Below are 13,713 nucleotides of genomic sequence, written 5' to 3' on the forward strand. Positions count from 1 at the left end.
CTTTCCGTAAAGAAGGATGCATATTTGATCACCTATACTTTTAAAACCTGACAAGAAGCTTTTCTTGAGCCTACTAGTTGGTGTAACATAATCTTAAATATACTTCTCGTAAGGTTAGGCGGAAGCTTATTGGGGTACGGTTGTTGAGAGAGGAGTGATTCTTGGGATGAGAGGTAAAATTGCACTTGTAACTGGAGCAAATTCTGGTATGGGGCTAGCGACGACAGTTGAACTGGCTCGCAAGGGAGCCAAAGTAATTATGGTATGCCGTAATCGCCAGCGTGGAGAGGAAGCACTGGCTGCCGCCAAGCAAAAGAGCCACTCCGTGGATATCGAGCTGATGTTGTGTGATCTGGCCTCGCTGGAGAGCATTCGCAGTTTTGCGGAGGAATTCACCCGGAAATATCCGATTCTAGATATACTCATCAATAACGCTGGGGTAGTCACGATTAAGCGTCAGCTTACGAAGGACGGCTTTGAGATGGATCTTGGTGTGAACCATTTGGGTCATTTTTTGCTCACGAATCTGTTACTGGAGCCTTTAAAAGCAGCAGAGCAAGGCCGTATCGTTGTGGTTGCTTCCGGTGCTTACAATATAGGTGCACTTCACTATGAAGATCCAACTCTCGCACGCCGTTTCAATCCCGCAAAAGCCTATGCTCGATCCAAGTTAGCCAATATACTGTTCACGAAAGAGTTGGCAGCACGCCTGCGAGGGACAAGAGTAACGGTGAATTGCGTGCATCCAGGAGCAGTGGGCACAAATATAGGTGTTAACCGGGAGACAGGCTTTGGCAAGTCGATCCTTAAGCTGCTGTCATACTTCTTTTTAACTCCTGAACAAGGAGCCGATACAGCGATCTATTTGGCTACAGAATCGGATTTGCAAGAGGTAACCGGTCAATATTATTATCGACGAAAGAATCAGGAGCTGACTCCCAGAGCACAGAATAAACAAGAGGCGCAGCGGCTGTGGCAATGGAGCCAGGAGCAGGTCGGCCTGAGTGAATTAACACATTTGGAGGAATCAAGGGATGAGTTGGGAGAATAGCAGGATTGAAGATGCAAAACCTACAGACTTAACAGCTATTGTGGAGATTTATAACTCAACGATTGCTGGACGGATGGTAACTGCGGATCTGGAACCTATTACTGTTGCAGACAGAGAAAAATGGTTCAATGAGCATAACAGCCACCATCGTCCTTTATGGGTACTTAGGCAGGGAGATGAGATTGCGGCATGGTTCAGCTTTCAATCCTTCTATGGTCGTCCAGCGTATAATGCAACAGCAGAAATTAGTGTATACGTGAGTGAAAAGTTCCGTGGTGGTGGAGCCGGTAGAATTCTTTTGAAAGAGGCCATTGAGAAAGCACCTAGTCTCGGCATTAAGAATCTAGTTGGTTTTGTGTTCGGACATAATGATCCAAGCCTTGGTTTGCTAGAAAAATTCGGTTTTAAGCAGTGGGGATTACTACCCGGTGTAGCTGAATTGGATGGTATAGAACGTGATTTAGTGATTGTTGGACTTAAAATCTAACTGCCACAATTGAAACGCTTACATTTTGAGTGTTGAGCTTACGCTATTTGTGTCACAATCAATCCATATTTTTGACCAACGCTGCAAATCCCGGATAACTGTCTCCAGGGCAAGTCCTTTATCCGTTAAGGAATATTGGATTCGCACAGGTGTCTCAGGGAATACTTCTCGAAGGACAATCCCTTCCAGTTCCAGCTCTTTAAGTCGTTCGGAGAGCAATCTTCCGCTGATGGGCAAGGCTGCTTCAATCACATTGAAACGTTGCGGTCCTTGGAGGAGCTGGTAGATAATTAAACCTGTCCAACGCCTGCCGATAATATCCATACTTTTTTGTAGCTGGGGACATAAATCAGTGGACTTCATATGGCTCACCTCTTAGTGAACATTATAAACGAAAAGACCAATAATTTAAACAAATTCCAATTTAATTCATAACTAGAAGGGATGATTGACAGTGGCTAAAAAAAAGAAAATGCCTACCACTCCGCGTCCTGCTGCGACCGATGGACCAGCTACGCTAAAAGACCTGTTGAGCAGTGATGTTCTTGGAAAGCTGAAGGCACAATCTGATGCGTTGAAAGCGGAAGAGAATGACCGCAAGGAAGCTGCTCGTAAAGCGGTTGAAGATCAGCGAAAAGCTGAGCAAAAGCGGCTTGAGAATGATTTTGCACATCTGTTGGAGAACAGTAATCAGGATTGGCACAAGTATAAATAACTGCTATAGCTAGCGGAAATAGATCATGTGATAAAGAGATGCCTATTAGGGTGTCTCTTTTTTAATGTTATTTATAAAATTCAATTGTTTTAAATTTTACTATACGAAAGGGTTGACCCTCAAAGTGGGCTTAGGTATAATCGAACATAGTGCAAATGAAAATCATTATCAATACCGATAATATCATCTATTTGTCAAACTATTTAACTATTAAACAGATAAGGAACAACTCATGAAACTAAAATATTTGTCCCTACTTCTAATAGTATTCTCATTTATATCTTTGTTTATAGGCGTAAAAGACATTTCACCTTTGGATCTTTTTTCGCTTACGGAATCTCAGATACAGACTCTGCTAGTCAGCCGGATTCCACGCTTAGCTGCACTGATTATAGCTGGTGTAAGCATGAGTATTGCCGGATTAATTATGCAGCAATTATCACGAAATAAATTCGTTTCTCCCACTACGGCGGGCACGATGGATTCCGCGAAATTCGGTATTCTCGTGTCCCTGATGCTGTTCACAGGGGCGACACCGATGCAGAAGCTGCTCGTTGCTTTTGTTTTTGCCCTACTAGGAACATTTATATTTATGAGAATCTTAGATCGGATCAAGTTCAAGGATAGTATTTTTATCCCGCTGGTCGGACTCATGTTCGGGAACATTGTAGGCTCGATTACTACATTTTTTGCTTACAAAAATGATTTGGTTCAGAATATCTCGTCTTGGATGCTTGGCGATTTCTCAACGATTATTAAGGGTCAATACGAATTAATCTATATCAGTATTCCACTTGTCATTCTCGCGTATGTTTTCGCCAATAAGTTCACCGTTGCCGGTATGGGGGAGGATTTCTCCGTCAATCTCGGTATGAACTACAAAGCGGTAGTGAACGTAGGATTGGTGATTGTAGCGTTAATCTCTTCAGTTGTTATTTTAACCGTAGGTACGATTCCATTCCTGGGTCTTGTTGTACCTAACATAGTAACGCTATACATAGGCGATAACTTGAAAAAAAATCTGGCGCATACTGCCATTCTAGGTGCGGTGTTCCTCCTGTTCTGTGATATTCTGGGCAGGCTCATTATATATCCATACGAAATATCCATCAGTCTCACGGTAGGCGTCATCGGAAGTGGTCTATTTATCTACTTGCTGATGAGAAGAAAGGCGAATTAGTGATGAAGACGAAACTAACTATATTATCCTTAAGCGCTGTTGCTCTCATCGTCTTGTTTATGACCTATCATGTTATGGGAAATTGGGATTATGTTCTACCCAGTCGGGGGAGAAAGCTGGCGGCCATCTTAATTACCGGAGCGGTGATAGCTGTCTCTACCGTAGTTTTTCAGAGCATTACGAACAATCGGATTTTGACACCTAGTATTCTGGGGCTAGACTCTTTGTACATGTTGATCCAGACGTTCGGTGTATACGCCCTAGGCTCATCAAATATGACGTTTATGAATAAAAATGTGAATTTCTTGTTCTCAGCTTGCATCATGGTTCTGTTCTCAGGTGTGCTGTATAAGCTAATGTTCCGAAGAGAGGGTCAAAACATATACTTCCTGCTGCTCGTAGGACTTATTATGGGGACGATGTTCCAGAGTGCATCTTCTTTTATGGAAGTGCTCATTGATCCGAATGAATTCCTGATTCTACAAGGAAAAATGTTCGCCAGCTTCAACAACGTCAGCAGTGATCTACTGATATTGTCTACAGTTGTTCTAGCGTTAACTACGCTGTATTTCATGCGATTTGTGAAGTACTTAGATGTTATTTCTTTAGGAAAAGATGAAGCCATTAACTTAGGGATCAATTATGACTATGTAGTCAAAAGGCTGTTAGTTATTGTATCCATCTACGTTTCGATATCAACGGCTTTAGTAGGACCGATCACTTTCTTGGGTTTACTAGTAGCCAATGTGGGGCATCAGTTGTTCCGTACGTATAAGCATTCCTATCTGATTCCCGGCACGATTTTGCTAAGCATTATTGCTCTTGTCGGGGGACAGTTTCTAGTTGAACGTGTGTTTGGATTCACTACTACGGTTAGTGTAATCATTAATTTTGCAGGTGGCGTCTACTTTGTCTATCTGCTGTTAAAGGAGAATAAGTCGTGGTAGAAGTTAAGCATGTAACCAAGCGTTATGGCGGAATTACCGTCGTTGACGATGTGTCTTTATCCATTAAAAAGGGTACTATTACCTCGTTTATCGGCCCTAACGGAGCTGGTAAAAGCACGTTGCTCTCCATGATCAGTAGACTTATCTCCAAAGACGCGGGAGAAGTACTGATCGAAGGGAAGGAAATTGGCAGCTGTAAGAGTAATGAACTTGCTCGTAAAATATCGGTGCTAAAGCAGTCCAATCATATCAGCGTACGCCTTACCGTGAAGGAACTTGTTTCTTTCGGAAGGTTCCCTTATTCACAAGGGAAGCTCACACCTGAGGATCGAGCGTTCGTTGACGAAGCGATTGCTTACATGGACCTCCAAGAGATGCAGGATAAATATATTGATCAGCTTAGTGGTGGTCAACGTCAAAGGGCATATATTGCGATGGTTATGGCTCAGGATACGGAGTATATTTTGCTCGATGAACCACTTAACAACTTGGACATGAAGCATTCTGTACAAATTATGAAGGTGTTACGCCGACTGGTAGAAGAGAAGGGCAAGACGATTGTGCTCGTCATTCATGATATTAATTTCGCTTCTTGTTACTCTGACTACATTGTAGCGCTCAAGAATGGGCGGGTAGCTTCATCGGGTACGGTGGATGAAATTATTGATACAGCAGTGCTTAGGGATGTATATGACATGGATATCCCTATAGAAACAATAGGTGGTCGTAAAATTGGTGTCTATTTTTAAACAAGACTCCGCTTATATTTCGGAAATTATTATGACGTAACGCTAGAAGTGATAGGCGCCAGCTTCTTGACGAATACGCGAATAATTCAAATAGCTTGACTATAAATTATAGGGGTGAATATTTTGAAGAAGAATGTATCTTTACTAATCATGACAGTGTTTCTTGCCGTAATCTTGGCGGCCTGTGGCTCCAATAATGCAGCAACTTCAGATAATAATACAGCAGCGGCAGGCAATACAGAGGCTACTACTGCACCGAATACAGAATCCAAAGAGCTTACTATTAAGCATGAACTTGGAGAAATTACGATTAAGAGTAACCCGCAGAAAGTCGTTGTATTTGACTTCGGTACACTCGATACTTTGGATAAACTGGGCGTAGAGGTGACTGGAGTGCCTCAAAGCAATGTACCCTCTTATCTCTCTAAATATAGCGATGCCAAATATGAGAATGTCGGTGGTTTGAAAGAGCCTGACTTCGAAAAGATAAATAGTCTTTCTCCTGATCTGATCATCATTTCCGGCAGACAGCAAGATTCTTATGATGAATTCAGCAAAATTGCACCTACATTGTACGTTGCTGTAGATAATGCGAATTACATGGAATCCTTCACGAAAAATGTGAAGACGCTGGGCCAAATTTTTGGCAAGGAAGCTGAAGTAGAAGCTGAGCTTGCGACTATTACTGACTCCGTTAAAGCTCTGAATGAGAAAGCTAAAGCGGATGGTAAAAAATCTCTTATTATTCTTGCCAATGAAGGAAAAATCAGTGCTTATGGTTCAGGTTCACGTTTTGGTATTATCCATGATGTATTCGGATTTGCACAAGCGGATGATAAAATCGAAGTATCCACTCACGGTCAAAGCGTATCTTACGAATATGTAGCCGACAAGAATCCCGATTATCTGTTCGTAGTAGATAGAGATGCGGCTGTGAAGAGTGATGGCAGCAAATCCGGTTCAGCGAAGGATGCAGTTGAGAACGATCTCGTGAAGAACACAAATGCTTTTAAAAACGGTAAAATCATTTACCTTGATCCTAACTACTGGTACTTGTCCGGTGGCGGTTTAATCTCTGTTAGTGAAATGCTCAAAGAAGTTGAGGTTGTTCTGTAAGCAGAGTAACCTGGGGAATTGAATGATCAATGAATATTCAGATAATTATTAACAAGCCTGTTGGCAGGAGTTAACCTCCTTGTCAGCGGGCTTTTTTTAGCATTCTTCCATAGAAATACTGGTATATTCATACTAGTTGCTAAATTTAGCTGTAACTTTTTATGCGAGTATACGTGGTTAGGTTAAGGGGGGAGTGCATGAAGCGAAATTCACTGGATGAAATATATCAGATGTATGTGATGGATATTTACCGCTATTTGCGCTCCCTTTGTGGTGATCATCACGCGGCCGAAGATTTAATGCAGGAGACCTTTTACCGTGCTTATTTATATTTGGAGGATTGTAAAGACGAGAAGATTAAGCCGTGGTTGTTCCGTGTCGCGTACAATGCCTTCGTAGATTATAAGCGGAAGGAAGGACGCAGTACTGTTCAGAGTGAGGATTTTTTTAAACAGCTCGCCCATCCAGATACCACGGAAAGCACGCTGCTTCGGCAGGAACGTTGGGAAGAGATGAGGATTGCGATAGGTGAGCTACCGGACAATCAGAGGCATGCACTGCTGCTACATGATTTTCATGGTCTTAGTTATCTGGAGGCATCGGACATTATGAATGTGGGTCTGTCCCAATATAAGATCTTAATCTTTCGAGCTAGACAGAAGCTGCGTGAAGCAGAGCGGAGGAGGAATGAACATGAGTGAGGAGTTCAAGGAGAAGTTAAGAAGGTACGGCGAAGGTACCCTTGCTGACGAGGATAGGGATGTAGTGGAGCGCGAACTGGAGAAGATGGAAGCTTATCAGGCTTATCTGGATGAACTCATGGGTGAAGAAAAGCCGGCTTCACGTGAGGATAAGAGCATAAAATACGGAAAGAGTAAAAGAGACAGACCTGGCAAGGAAAAAAAGATCATCCGCCGCGGTAAATGGAGAGCCCGTATATCGAATACTTTAACGGTAATTTCTGCGTTCTTAATTTTCATGATTATTTGCAGTATTATCAGTGCGATATTTTATGGTACTGGGGAGAGAGTAGAGAAATACCGTGATGTTGTTTCTTCCGCTATTGCTGTCTCACAGCCGAATACGATTGTACATTTGAGCAGTGGTACCGGTCCATTTTTTAGTATGAATCTGACAAGTAAGATAGAGAAACAAGTGGGAGATGAACAAATCACTGTCGGAGATTATTCAATGAAGCTTCTATTTGGCTGGGCTAGGCTCTACAACTATTCCTGGACAAATGAGAGTAGAAGTGTTGGTTATTACTTTGTATATCCACAGGGGAAGAAGGATGCGGCAAATCGTATGGATGATAGCAGTGAGTGGGAGAGATTAGAGAAGCTCCCTGAGGGGACGGTAGCGGAAGCGTACTTGTCTTTTGACCAATTATTTACGACAGATGAGCTGTTGAAGAAGTTTGAGCCTAAGAATCTTCAGCCTTTGTGGTTTGCGGCAGATACAGGTCCACGGACACGACAGCCAGTAGTTAATGATCCATTAGGTTTTCCATATATGCCAATTTGGCATGCGGATGATATGAAAGTGACGCAGGAATCGAGGGAGAAGCGAGGATGGTTTGGAGGGGTGACTAGTCGTTCAAGTAGTTCTCCATCTGTTGAGTCATATGGGGATGGTGAACTACGTAATGCGAACTTCCTCAAGACGCTGCACTTGATGCAGGAGTATAAATCCATCTCCAAAAGGGTGATTCCATTCATTGATTTGGATGATTCCATTAGTTATATAGAGAAGAATGGAGTTAAGCTCTATGGAGCTGTTGTAACCGGTCCGGTGAAAGAACTGCTCAAGCTGAAGGATGAAACATGGGTCAGCAGAATGCATGTTGGGGAAGTAAGGCTGTGGAATTGGCAGGATCGGGAGAACTAGTTGCGGAGTGGAGGAAGTCACAGAACTTGCTTCTCGCTTAAGCAAATCGTACAATTATTTGAATATTAGATTTATGAATAAGTATGATAACCAAAGTTGAGGATGATAGATTAGGAGCTGAGATTTATGAAAGTAGGAGTCGTATCTGATACACATATGTCAAGAATGGCTAAGTCTCTGCCAAAGGCGTTGATAGCAGAGTTTCAAAATGTGGATTTAATCTTGCATCTCGGTGATTGGGTGAGTATGGGAATCTATGATTTACTGTCAGAACTAGCACCGGTAGAGGGGATTGCCGGAAATAATGATGGGGATGAGATCATTGCGCGTTTCGGAGAGCGCAAGATCATTATCCTTGAAGGAATCCGGATTGGCATGGTACATGGACATACGCCACATTCCCGTAAAGGAACGGATGGGAACGCCCTGCTTGCTTTTGCGAATGATGAGGTGGATTGTATTCTCTTTGGTCATTCACATCAGCCCTTGCTAAGAGAGGAGAATGGCATCCTGCTATTTAATCCAGGTTCTCCTACAGATAAGCGACGTGAGAAATTGTATTCTTTCGGAATTTTAGATATCGAAGCGGGTAAAGTTAGTGCCCGGCATGTGTTCTACGATTCAAAGGAATAAGGCTCAATTGTCCAAATCATTCGGCGTTCTCTCCATGGTGAACGGCTCGGTAACCATTTACAATGAGGTTAAAACGGGCGAAGCCGGAAAGTGAGCGCTGATGATGAACAATTATCGAATAGAACGAGTGGTTCTGGATGATTTAGAACGGCTCATCCCATTATTTGATGAGTATCGAGTATTTTATGGAGCAGCCTCAGATCGGGAAGGTGCACGCGCCTTCTTAGCCGACAGACTAAAGCTGAATGAATCTGTGATCCTTATGGTGGTTGAGGGGAAAGGCGATGAGAAACGCGCGCGGGGCTTCACACAGCTCTATCCTTCTTTTTCATCGGTTACGATGGAGCGCCTCTGGATCCTGAATGATTTGTTCGTTACTGCAGAAATCCGAGGGCAAGGGCTAGGTGCTATGCTACTGGAAAGTGCTAGAGATTATGCGGTCTCTACGAATACGAAGGGCTTATCCCTGACAACGATGACAGAGAATGTGGGGGCGCAGCGGTTATATGAAGCGCATGGCTACATTCGGGATGATGAATTTTTTACCTATAACCTTTTTTTCTAAAGCAGCTAGAGAGAAAGACGAGTAAGGGGCGTTAAAGTGGAAACAAGTCATAAGTTGGCAATCTTTTTTGACCTCGATGATACGTTGTATGATCATCTGGTACCATTTAAAGAAGCGGTACGGGAAGTGCTCAGCCCAGATGAGAGTAGTCTGGACTTTGCTGAATTATTTTATAAAGTGAGACATCATAGCGATGTGTTGTGGCCGATGTATTTGCGCGGTGAGATTCCGCTTGAAGAGACGAGGGTGCGCCGTTTGGAGCTTGCTTTTGCCGAGTATGGTTTGCAGATTGATCGTGATCAAGCCACAGCGGTTCAAGCGGCATATTTTGGACGTCAATATACGATTCAGATGATTGATGGCGTGCGTGAGCATCTTGAACGATTTATTGCGGACGGTCATAAGGTAGGCATAATTACGAATGGACCGAAGGATCATCAGATGAGTAAGATTCGTGGACTAGGCTTAGATCAGATTATTCCCGAGGACATGATCTTTATTTCTGATGCTGTAGGTCTTGCTAAACCGGACCCGGAAATATTCATACACGTAAACCAAAAGACGGGTACTATGGCGGACAATTCGCTTTATATAGGGGATACTTGGGCTAACGATGTAGTTGGAGCACTTGCGGCTGGATGGAAGGTTTGCTGGTACAATCCGCGAGGCAGACAACCAGCTACGGATCATAAGCCTAGTTATATTTTTACTAATTATAAGGAATTTGGCGAGCTTCCTCTTGTTTGAGAGAACAAGTCCTCCAAAGATATTAATAAGCCATGCGAGAGAAATCTGCGCATGGCTTTCATTATTTTTATAACTAATTTTGGGGTAGTTGGATGCCGCCACCCGCTTATATCACATTGGCCATATTTATTATCACCTACAGCCGTCACCGTGCCGTCTGATTTAAGGAGGGCGGTATGACGATAGCCCGCCGCTATGGAAGGTAGGGGTTTCACAAGGTTCATAAATCTCGCTCCTTCTATCCAAAAAAAGCTTGCTCCCTAGAAAGCCAGCTTCGGCTCAAAGGGACAAGCTTTTTTCGTTTAATCTGCGAAGCTATACGTTGGATCTGTCAGGTTCATTCTTTCTTTTATGCCTTTAGTGGCATAGATTTTGTTGTCGTCGGTAATAAAGAAAGCTTCAACATCATCAGGTAAAGATTCAAGATATTTCATGCCCTCCTCGATTCCCATCAGGAATACCCCAGTGGATAAGGCATCCGCATCTGTTGCATTCGGGCTCATAATGGTAAGGCTTTTGAGACCGTTCTGTGAGGGATATCCTGTGCGTGGATCAAGGATATGATGGTAACGAATATTATCCTGCATAAAATACCGTTCGTAAACACCAGAAGCATCGATGACCTCATCTGAGATTTTAATGGTTCCTAGCTGTGTGCCACGGCTTTGATCTGGATCCTGCAATCCGATATTCCATTCCGTTCCGTTTGGCTTCTTACCGAGAGCAATAATACTGCTGCCTCCGAGGTTAATCATAGCGCTATTTAGACCTTGCTCTTTCAAATAATCAGCGATACGGTCAGCAGCATAACCTTTACCAATGCCGCCCAGATCTAGCACCATATTTTCCTTCATCAGCTTTACAGTTTTCGCAGCTTCATCAATTTCAACGTCCTTGTAATTGGTTAGGCTCTTCGCTTTATCAATTTCAGCTTGGGGAGGGACCTTATCTCCACCGCTACCGATATTCCAAAGATCGATTAACGGACCGATTGTAGGATCAAATAGCCCGTCCATTTCTTTTGCGTATTGTATGGATTGTTTAATTACATCCAGGGTCTCGTCAGAAACAACAACCGCTTCTTTTCCTGCTGCCTGATTGACTGCGTAAGTCTCTCCACCTTCTTTGGTGCGGCTAAGCTCCATATCCATTCGCTCCAGCATCTGCTGGATATCATCCATATTTTTCTGTTCTACTGTAGCACCGAACACTTTGATATTCACAACAGTGTCATAAATATAAAAGGTTTGAGAGAGAGACTTTTCCTCTCCTTTTCCGGATGTTGTTGCGCTACCCGTAGTTCCCGCTGTTTTATCGTCCTTATCCTTAGTAATTAGCCAAGCGCCGACAGCTATGAGGGCGATGACGATTACAACGAGGATCAGCGTCGTTTTTTTGTTCTTGAACATATTCCACCATCCATAAAGTTAGTTTCTAAAACAAAACACATTATTTATATCATACCCCAGATAACAACTTGATGGAAATTAATTTCATGACACATTTAGGGATATAATCGGGCGACATAGAAAAAAGCCCCGTATCCTGATTCGGAGCGGTGCTACAGATTTAGAAGTAAACGATGCTACTTAATCGAGCATATATTCACTATATTTATTCTTGCGAGGATTTAATACGAAGAGGATACCCTTGGCATATCCGCTAACAGCTTTGAAATTCCGTTTTAGAGTTGCTTTAGCCGTCAGACAAGCCAGTGTCCAGATCAAGGCAGCATAATTCATAAAAGGAGCTTTACGCAAGTTGAGCAGATAGTAGTGGTTGATGGCGGTAGCACGTGCTACAACGCCTGCCTTATCGCGAGAGCCTGGCGACTCATGATGGATGATTTTCATGGCGGGATTAATCACAAGCTTGCCATAGCGGCTGGCCAAATGAGACAAATAAATATCTTCGGCTATGGAATAGCTTGTCATCCATGGATAGGGTTTAATATCACGTAGTGCCGAGCGCCGGAAGGACATATTGCAGCCGTGAAAAAAATCCGTTTCAAATACATGCTTCTTCTCTCCCCAAAGGAATTGCGAGCCTGCAAACATACTTGCCGACAATCTGCCTGGTGATCCGGACATTTGTCCGGTTAGCATACCGAATAGCCTGCTTGGCATGCTACTATGTATGCCTTTGGCTACACCACCTACACCAACTATGGAATCATCGGCTGCATAAGTATCTAGCAGTCGTCGAATATATAAGGAGTCATCTAATTCTGCATCATCATCTAAGTTAAGCATAATTTCTGCATGGATCAGTCCTAGCGCTTCGTAACGGGAAAGCCAGAGACCAGGCTTAGTTTTGCGATGATAATGTAGTTTAGCCTGCGGTAACCCAGTTAGTATTTCACGATAATAGGCTAATCTGTCCTCAGGGATCTCACCGTCGTCCACAATCCATAGCTCGATGGAGATGTCCTCAAGCTGTGTCTGCTTGCCAATGGACTCTATGCACACCGTAAGGTCGTCGATTCGGTTACGGGTAGGAATCACTATAGATAGATCATACATATCTTGAATCTCCCTTCAGGACTTCTTTCGTCCGCTAATCTGAATGTAGTCTTCCGGCGAAATGGTTACCTTGATTCTATCGTTCCTGAAGAAGAGCGTATATACCACTTTCGTATACTTTTAGTTGGGGTTCAGGTCTATAGAGATTTTTTGAAAATAAAAGTTAAGTTTGTATTTTTCGGTTTTTAACTATATAATAGTAAGCGACGAATATTTAGTTATCAATCTTATTCAGCAATTACAAATGAACAATAATATTAGGAGGTTTTTTTCATGAGAATAGATATTTGGTCCGATTATGCGTGTCCATTTTGTTATATTGGTAAAAGACGTTTGGAGAATGCGCTGAGTCAGTTCCCGAACAGAGATCAAGTAGAGGTGGTATTCCGTAGTTTTCAACTGGATCCTCATGCAAAATTGAATGAGACTCAGAGTATTCATGAGATGCTGGCTTCCAAATACGGTATGACGATTGAAAAAGCAAAAGCAATGAATGCTCAGTTAGCTGATCAAGCCCAAGATGTGGGATTGGATTTCCAATTCGATACGATGAAGCATACGAATACTTTCGATAGTCATCGCCTGAGTCACTTTGCAAGCTCAAAAGGAAAAGGTGCAGAAATGTCCGAACGTTTGCTACGTGCCTACTTTACGGATTCATTGAATCTTGGAGACCGCAGTGTACTTGCTACACTTGCTGCCGAGGTAGGGCTGGATCAGGCAGAAGTTGCGGCAATGCTGGAGACAGATGCTTACACAGCTGAAGTGAACGGCGATATCGAAGAAGGAAGCCGTCTTAATATTACCGGTGTACCATTCTTCGTGTTCAATAATAAATATGCGTTATCTGGTGCACAGCCAGGACCTGTATTTACAGAGGTGTTGGATACCGTGTGGGCGGAGGAGCAAGCAGGACCAACGCTGCAGGTGGTTGGTAATGGAAAATCCAAAGTATCCACGGATGATGGCTGCGCGGACGGATCTTGCAATATATAAAGTTTGTATAGTGTAGAGAAGAAGAGATGGAGAAGTTTCCATTTCTTCTTTTTTTAATTCCGAAACTCTGCTCTGTTTTACACATTAAAAAGACAAGCGCCCCCGAATCTATCCGGGA

16 protein-coding genes and 1 pseudogene are annotated in these 13,713 nt (G+C 43.0%); 13 read left to right on the top strand and 4 right to left on the bottom strand.

The window, feature by feature from the left end; all coding sequences use genetic code 11:
• Window positions 1-166 precede the first annotated feature (166 nt).
• Window positions 167-1,051, top strand: coding sequence for an SDR family oxidoreductase (locus NYE25_RS27280; protein ID WP_341147328.1), 885 nt, complete (start codon window positions 167-169; stop codon window positions 1,049-1,051).
• The gene (locus NYE25_RS27285) at window positions 1,035-1,538 is read left to right on the top strand and encodes a GNAT family N-acetyltransferase (protein WP_339269375.1); all 504 of its coding nucleotides are present in this window, start codon (window positions 1,035-1,037) and stop codon (window positions 1,536-1,538) included. The genes NYE25_RS27280 and NYE25_RS27285 overlap by 17 nt, the downstream gene beginning before the upstream one ends.
• A gap of 18 nt (window positions 1,539-1,556) precedes the next feature.
• Here NYE25_RS27285 and NYE25_RS27290 read toward each other — a convergent pair whose 3' ends face one another.
• The gene (locus NYE25_RS27290; protein ID WP_042185654.1) at window positions 1,557-1,901 is read right to left on the bottom strand and encodes a winged helix-turn-helix transcriptional regulator; all 345 of its coding nucleotides are present in this window, start codon (window positions 1,899-1,901) and stop codon (window positions 1,557-1,559) included.
• Window positions 1,902-2,010: 109 nt separating this feature from the next.
• On the opposite strand from NYE25_RS27290, the gene NYE25_RS27295 reads away from it, so the two are divergent.
• From NYE25_RS27295 to NYE25_RS27340, 10 genes are all read left to right on the top strand, one after another.
• Window positions 2,011-2,253 (top strand): YqkE family protein, encoded by a 243-nt coding sequence (locus NYE25_RS27295; RefSeq protein ID WP_143759304.1) that lies wholly within the window; start codon window positions 2,011-2,013, stop codon window positions 2,251-2,253.
• Between the two features lie 232 nt (window positions 2,254-2,485).
• The gene (locus NYE25_RS27300) at window positions 2,486-3,433 is read left to right on the top strand and encodes an ABC transporter permease (RefSeq protein ID WP_060624871.1); all 948 of its coding nucleotides are present in this window, start codon (window positions 2,486-2,488) and stop codon (window positions 3,431-3,433) included.
• Between the two features lie 2 nt (window positions 3,434-3,435).
• Window positions 3,436-4,380 (top strand): iron chelate uptake ABC transporter family permease subunit, encoded by a 945-nt coding sequence (locus tag NYE25_RS27305; protein ID WP_042125012.1) that lies wholly within the window; start codon window positions 3,436-3,438, stop codon window positions 4,378-4,380.
• Window positions 4,374-5,129: an iron ABC transporter ATP-binding protein gene (locus NYE25_RS27310; RefSeq protein ID WP_076298253.1), complete on the top strand. Its 756-nt coding sequence runs from the start codon at window positions 4,374-4,376 to the stop codon at window positions 5,127-5,129. The genes NYE25_RS27305 and NYE25_RS27310 overlap by 7 nt, the downstream gene beginning before the upstream one ends.
• A 123-nt stretch (window positions 5,130-5,252) precedes the next feature.
• Window positions 5,253-6,245: a siderophore ABC transporter substrate-binding protein gene (locus NYE25_RS27315; RefSeq protein ID WP_269321982.1), complete on the top strand. Its 993-nt coding sequence runs from the start codon at window positions 5,253-5,255 to the stop codon at window positions 6,243-6,245.
• A 197-nt stretch (window positions 6,246-6,442) separates the two neighbouring features.
• Complete coding sequence (locus tag NYE25_RS27320) at window positions 6,443-6,946, top strand: sigma-70 family RNA polymerase sigma factor (protein ID WP_042185661.1); 504 nt, start codon at window positions 6,443-6,445, stop codon at window positions 6,944-6,946.
• Complete coding sequence (locus NYE25_RS27325; RefSeq protein WP_341147329.1) at window positions 6,939-8,132, top strand: anti-sigma factor; 1,194 nt, start codon at window positions 6,939-6,941, stop codon at window positions 8,130-8,132. Before NYE25_RS27320 ends, NYE25_RS27325 begins: the two co-directional genes overlap by 8 nt.
• A gap of 126 nt (window positions 8,133-8,258) precedes the next feature.
• The gene (locus NYE25_RS27330) at window positions 8,259-8,765 is read left to right on the top strand and encodes a metallophosphoesterase family protein (RefSeq protein ID WP_341147330.1); all 507 of its coding nucleotides are present in this window, start codon (window positions 8,259-8,261) and stop codon (window positions 8,763-8,765) included.
• A 100-nt stretch (window positions 8,766-8,865) separates the two neighbouring features.
• Window positions 8,866-9,330: a GNAT family N-acetyltransferase gene (locus NYE25_RS27335; RefSeq protein ID WP_341147331.1), complete on the top strand. Its 465-nt coding sequence runs from the start codon at window positions 8,866-8,868 to the stop codon at window positions 9,328-9,330.
• A gap of 36 nt (window positions 9,331-9,366) precedes the next feature.
• Window positions 9,367-10,077: an HAD family hydrolase gene (locus NYE25_RS27340; protein WP_341147332.1), complete on the top strand. Its 711-nt coding sequence runs from the start codon at window positions 9,367-9,369 to the stop codon at window positions 10,075-10,077.
• Between the two features lie 95 nt (window positions 10,078-10,172).
• Here NYE25_RS27340 and NYE25_RS27345 read toward each other — a convergent pair.
• The 3 genes and pseudogenes from NYE25_RS27345 to NYE25_RS27355 form a co-directional block, all read right to left on the bottom strand.
• Window positions 10,173-10,301 (bottom strand): annotated as a pseudogene (locus NYE25_RS27345) (RCC1-like domain-containing protein); the annotation flags it as partial.
• 78 nt (window positions 10,302-10,379) lie between these two features.
• Window positions 10,380-11,486 (bottom strand): FAD:protein FMN transferase, encoded by a 1,107-nt coding sequence (locus NYE25_RS27350; RefSeq protein WP_341049698.1) that lies wholly within the window; start codon window positions 11,484-11,486, stop codon window positions 10,380-10,382.
• Window positions 11,487-11,666: 180 nt separating this feature from the next.
• Window positions 11,667-12,599 carry a glycosyltransferase family 2 protein gene (locus tag NYE25_RS27355; protein ID WP_341147333.1) on the bottom strand — a complete coding sequence of 311 codons (933 nt, stop codon included), beginning with the start codon at window positions 12,597-12,599 and terminating at the stop codon, window positions 11,667-11,669.
• 273 nt (window positions 12,600-12,872) lie between these two features.
• Here NYE25_RS27355 and NYE25_RS27360 point away from each other — a divergent pair, with 273 nt between their 5' ends.
• Window positions 12,873-13,595 carry a DsbA family oxidoreductase gene (locus NYE25_RS27360; protein ID WP_341147334.1) on the top strand — a complete coding sequence of 241 codons (723 nt, stop codon included), beginning with the start codon at window positions 12,873-12,875 and terminating at the stop codon, window positions 13,593-13,595.
• Window positions 13,596-13,713: the final 118 nt, after the last annotated feature.

Source organism: Paenibacillus sp. FSL E2-8871, from assembly GCF_038000345.1.
GTDB lineage: Bacteria > Bacillota > Bacilli > Paenibacillales > Paenibacillaceae > Paenibacillus_AQ.

Excerpts from the sequence above, each read along its gene's own strand:
- NYE25_RS27280 (WP_341147328.1), top strand. The coding sequence starts at position 167 with ATGAGAGGTAAAATTGCACTTGTAACTGGAGCAAATTCTGGTATGGGG.
- NYE25_RS27285 (WP_339269375.1), top strand. The coding sequence starts at position 1,035 with ATGAGTTGGGAGAATAGCAGGATTGAAGATGCAAAACCTACAGACTTA.
- NYE25_RS27290 (WP_042185654.1), bottom strand. The coding sequence starts at position 1,901 with ATGAAGTCCACTGATTTATGTCCCCAGCTACAAAAAAGTATGGATATT.
- NYE25_RS27295 (WP_143759304.1), top strand. The coding sequence starts at position 2,011 with ATGCCTACCACTCCGCGTCCTGCTGCGACCGATGGACCAGCTACGCTA.
- NYE25_RS27300 (WP_060624871.1), top strand. The coding sequence starts at position 2,486 with ATGAAACTAAAATATTTGTCCCTACTTCTAATAGTATTCTCATTTATA.
- NYE25_RS27305 (WP_042125012.1), top strand. The coding sequence starts at position 3,436 with ATGAAGACGAAACTAACTATATTATCCTTAAGCGCTGTTGCTCTCATC.
- NYE25_RS27320 (WP_042185661.1), top strand. The coding sequence starts at position 6,443 with ATGAAGCGAAATTCACTGGATGAAATATATCAGATGTATGTGATGGAT.
- NYE25_RS27325 (WP_341147329.1), top strand. The coding sequence starts at position 6,939 with ATGAGTGAGGAGTTCAAGGAGAAGTTAAGAAGGTACGGCGAAGGTACC.
- NYE25_RS27330 (WP_341147330.1), top strand. The coding sequence starts at position 8,259 with ATGAAAGTAGGAGTCGTATCTGATACACATATGTCAAGAATGGCTAAG.
- NYE25_RS27335 (WP_341147331.1), top strand. The coding sequence starts at position 8,866 with ATGATGAACAATTATCGAATAGAACGAGTGGTTCTGGATGATTTAGAA.
- NYE25_RS27350 (WP_341049698.1), bottom strand. The coding sequence starts at position 11,486 with ATGTTCAAGAACAAAAAAACGACGCTGATCCTCGTTGTAATCGTCATC.
- NYE25_RS27355 (WP_341147333.1), bottom strand. The coding sequence starts at position 12,599 with ATGTATGATCTATCTATAGTGATTCCTACCCGTAACCGAATCGACGAC.
- NYE25_RS27360 (WP_341147334.1), top strand. The coding sequence starts at position 12,873 with ATGAGAATAGATATTTGGTCCGATTATGCGTGTCCATTTTGTTATATT.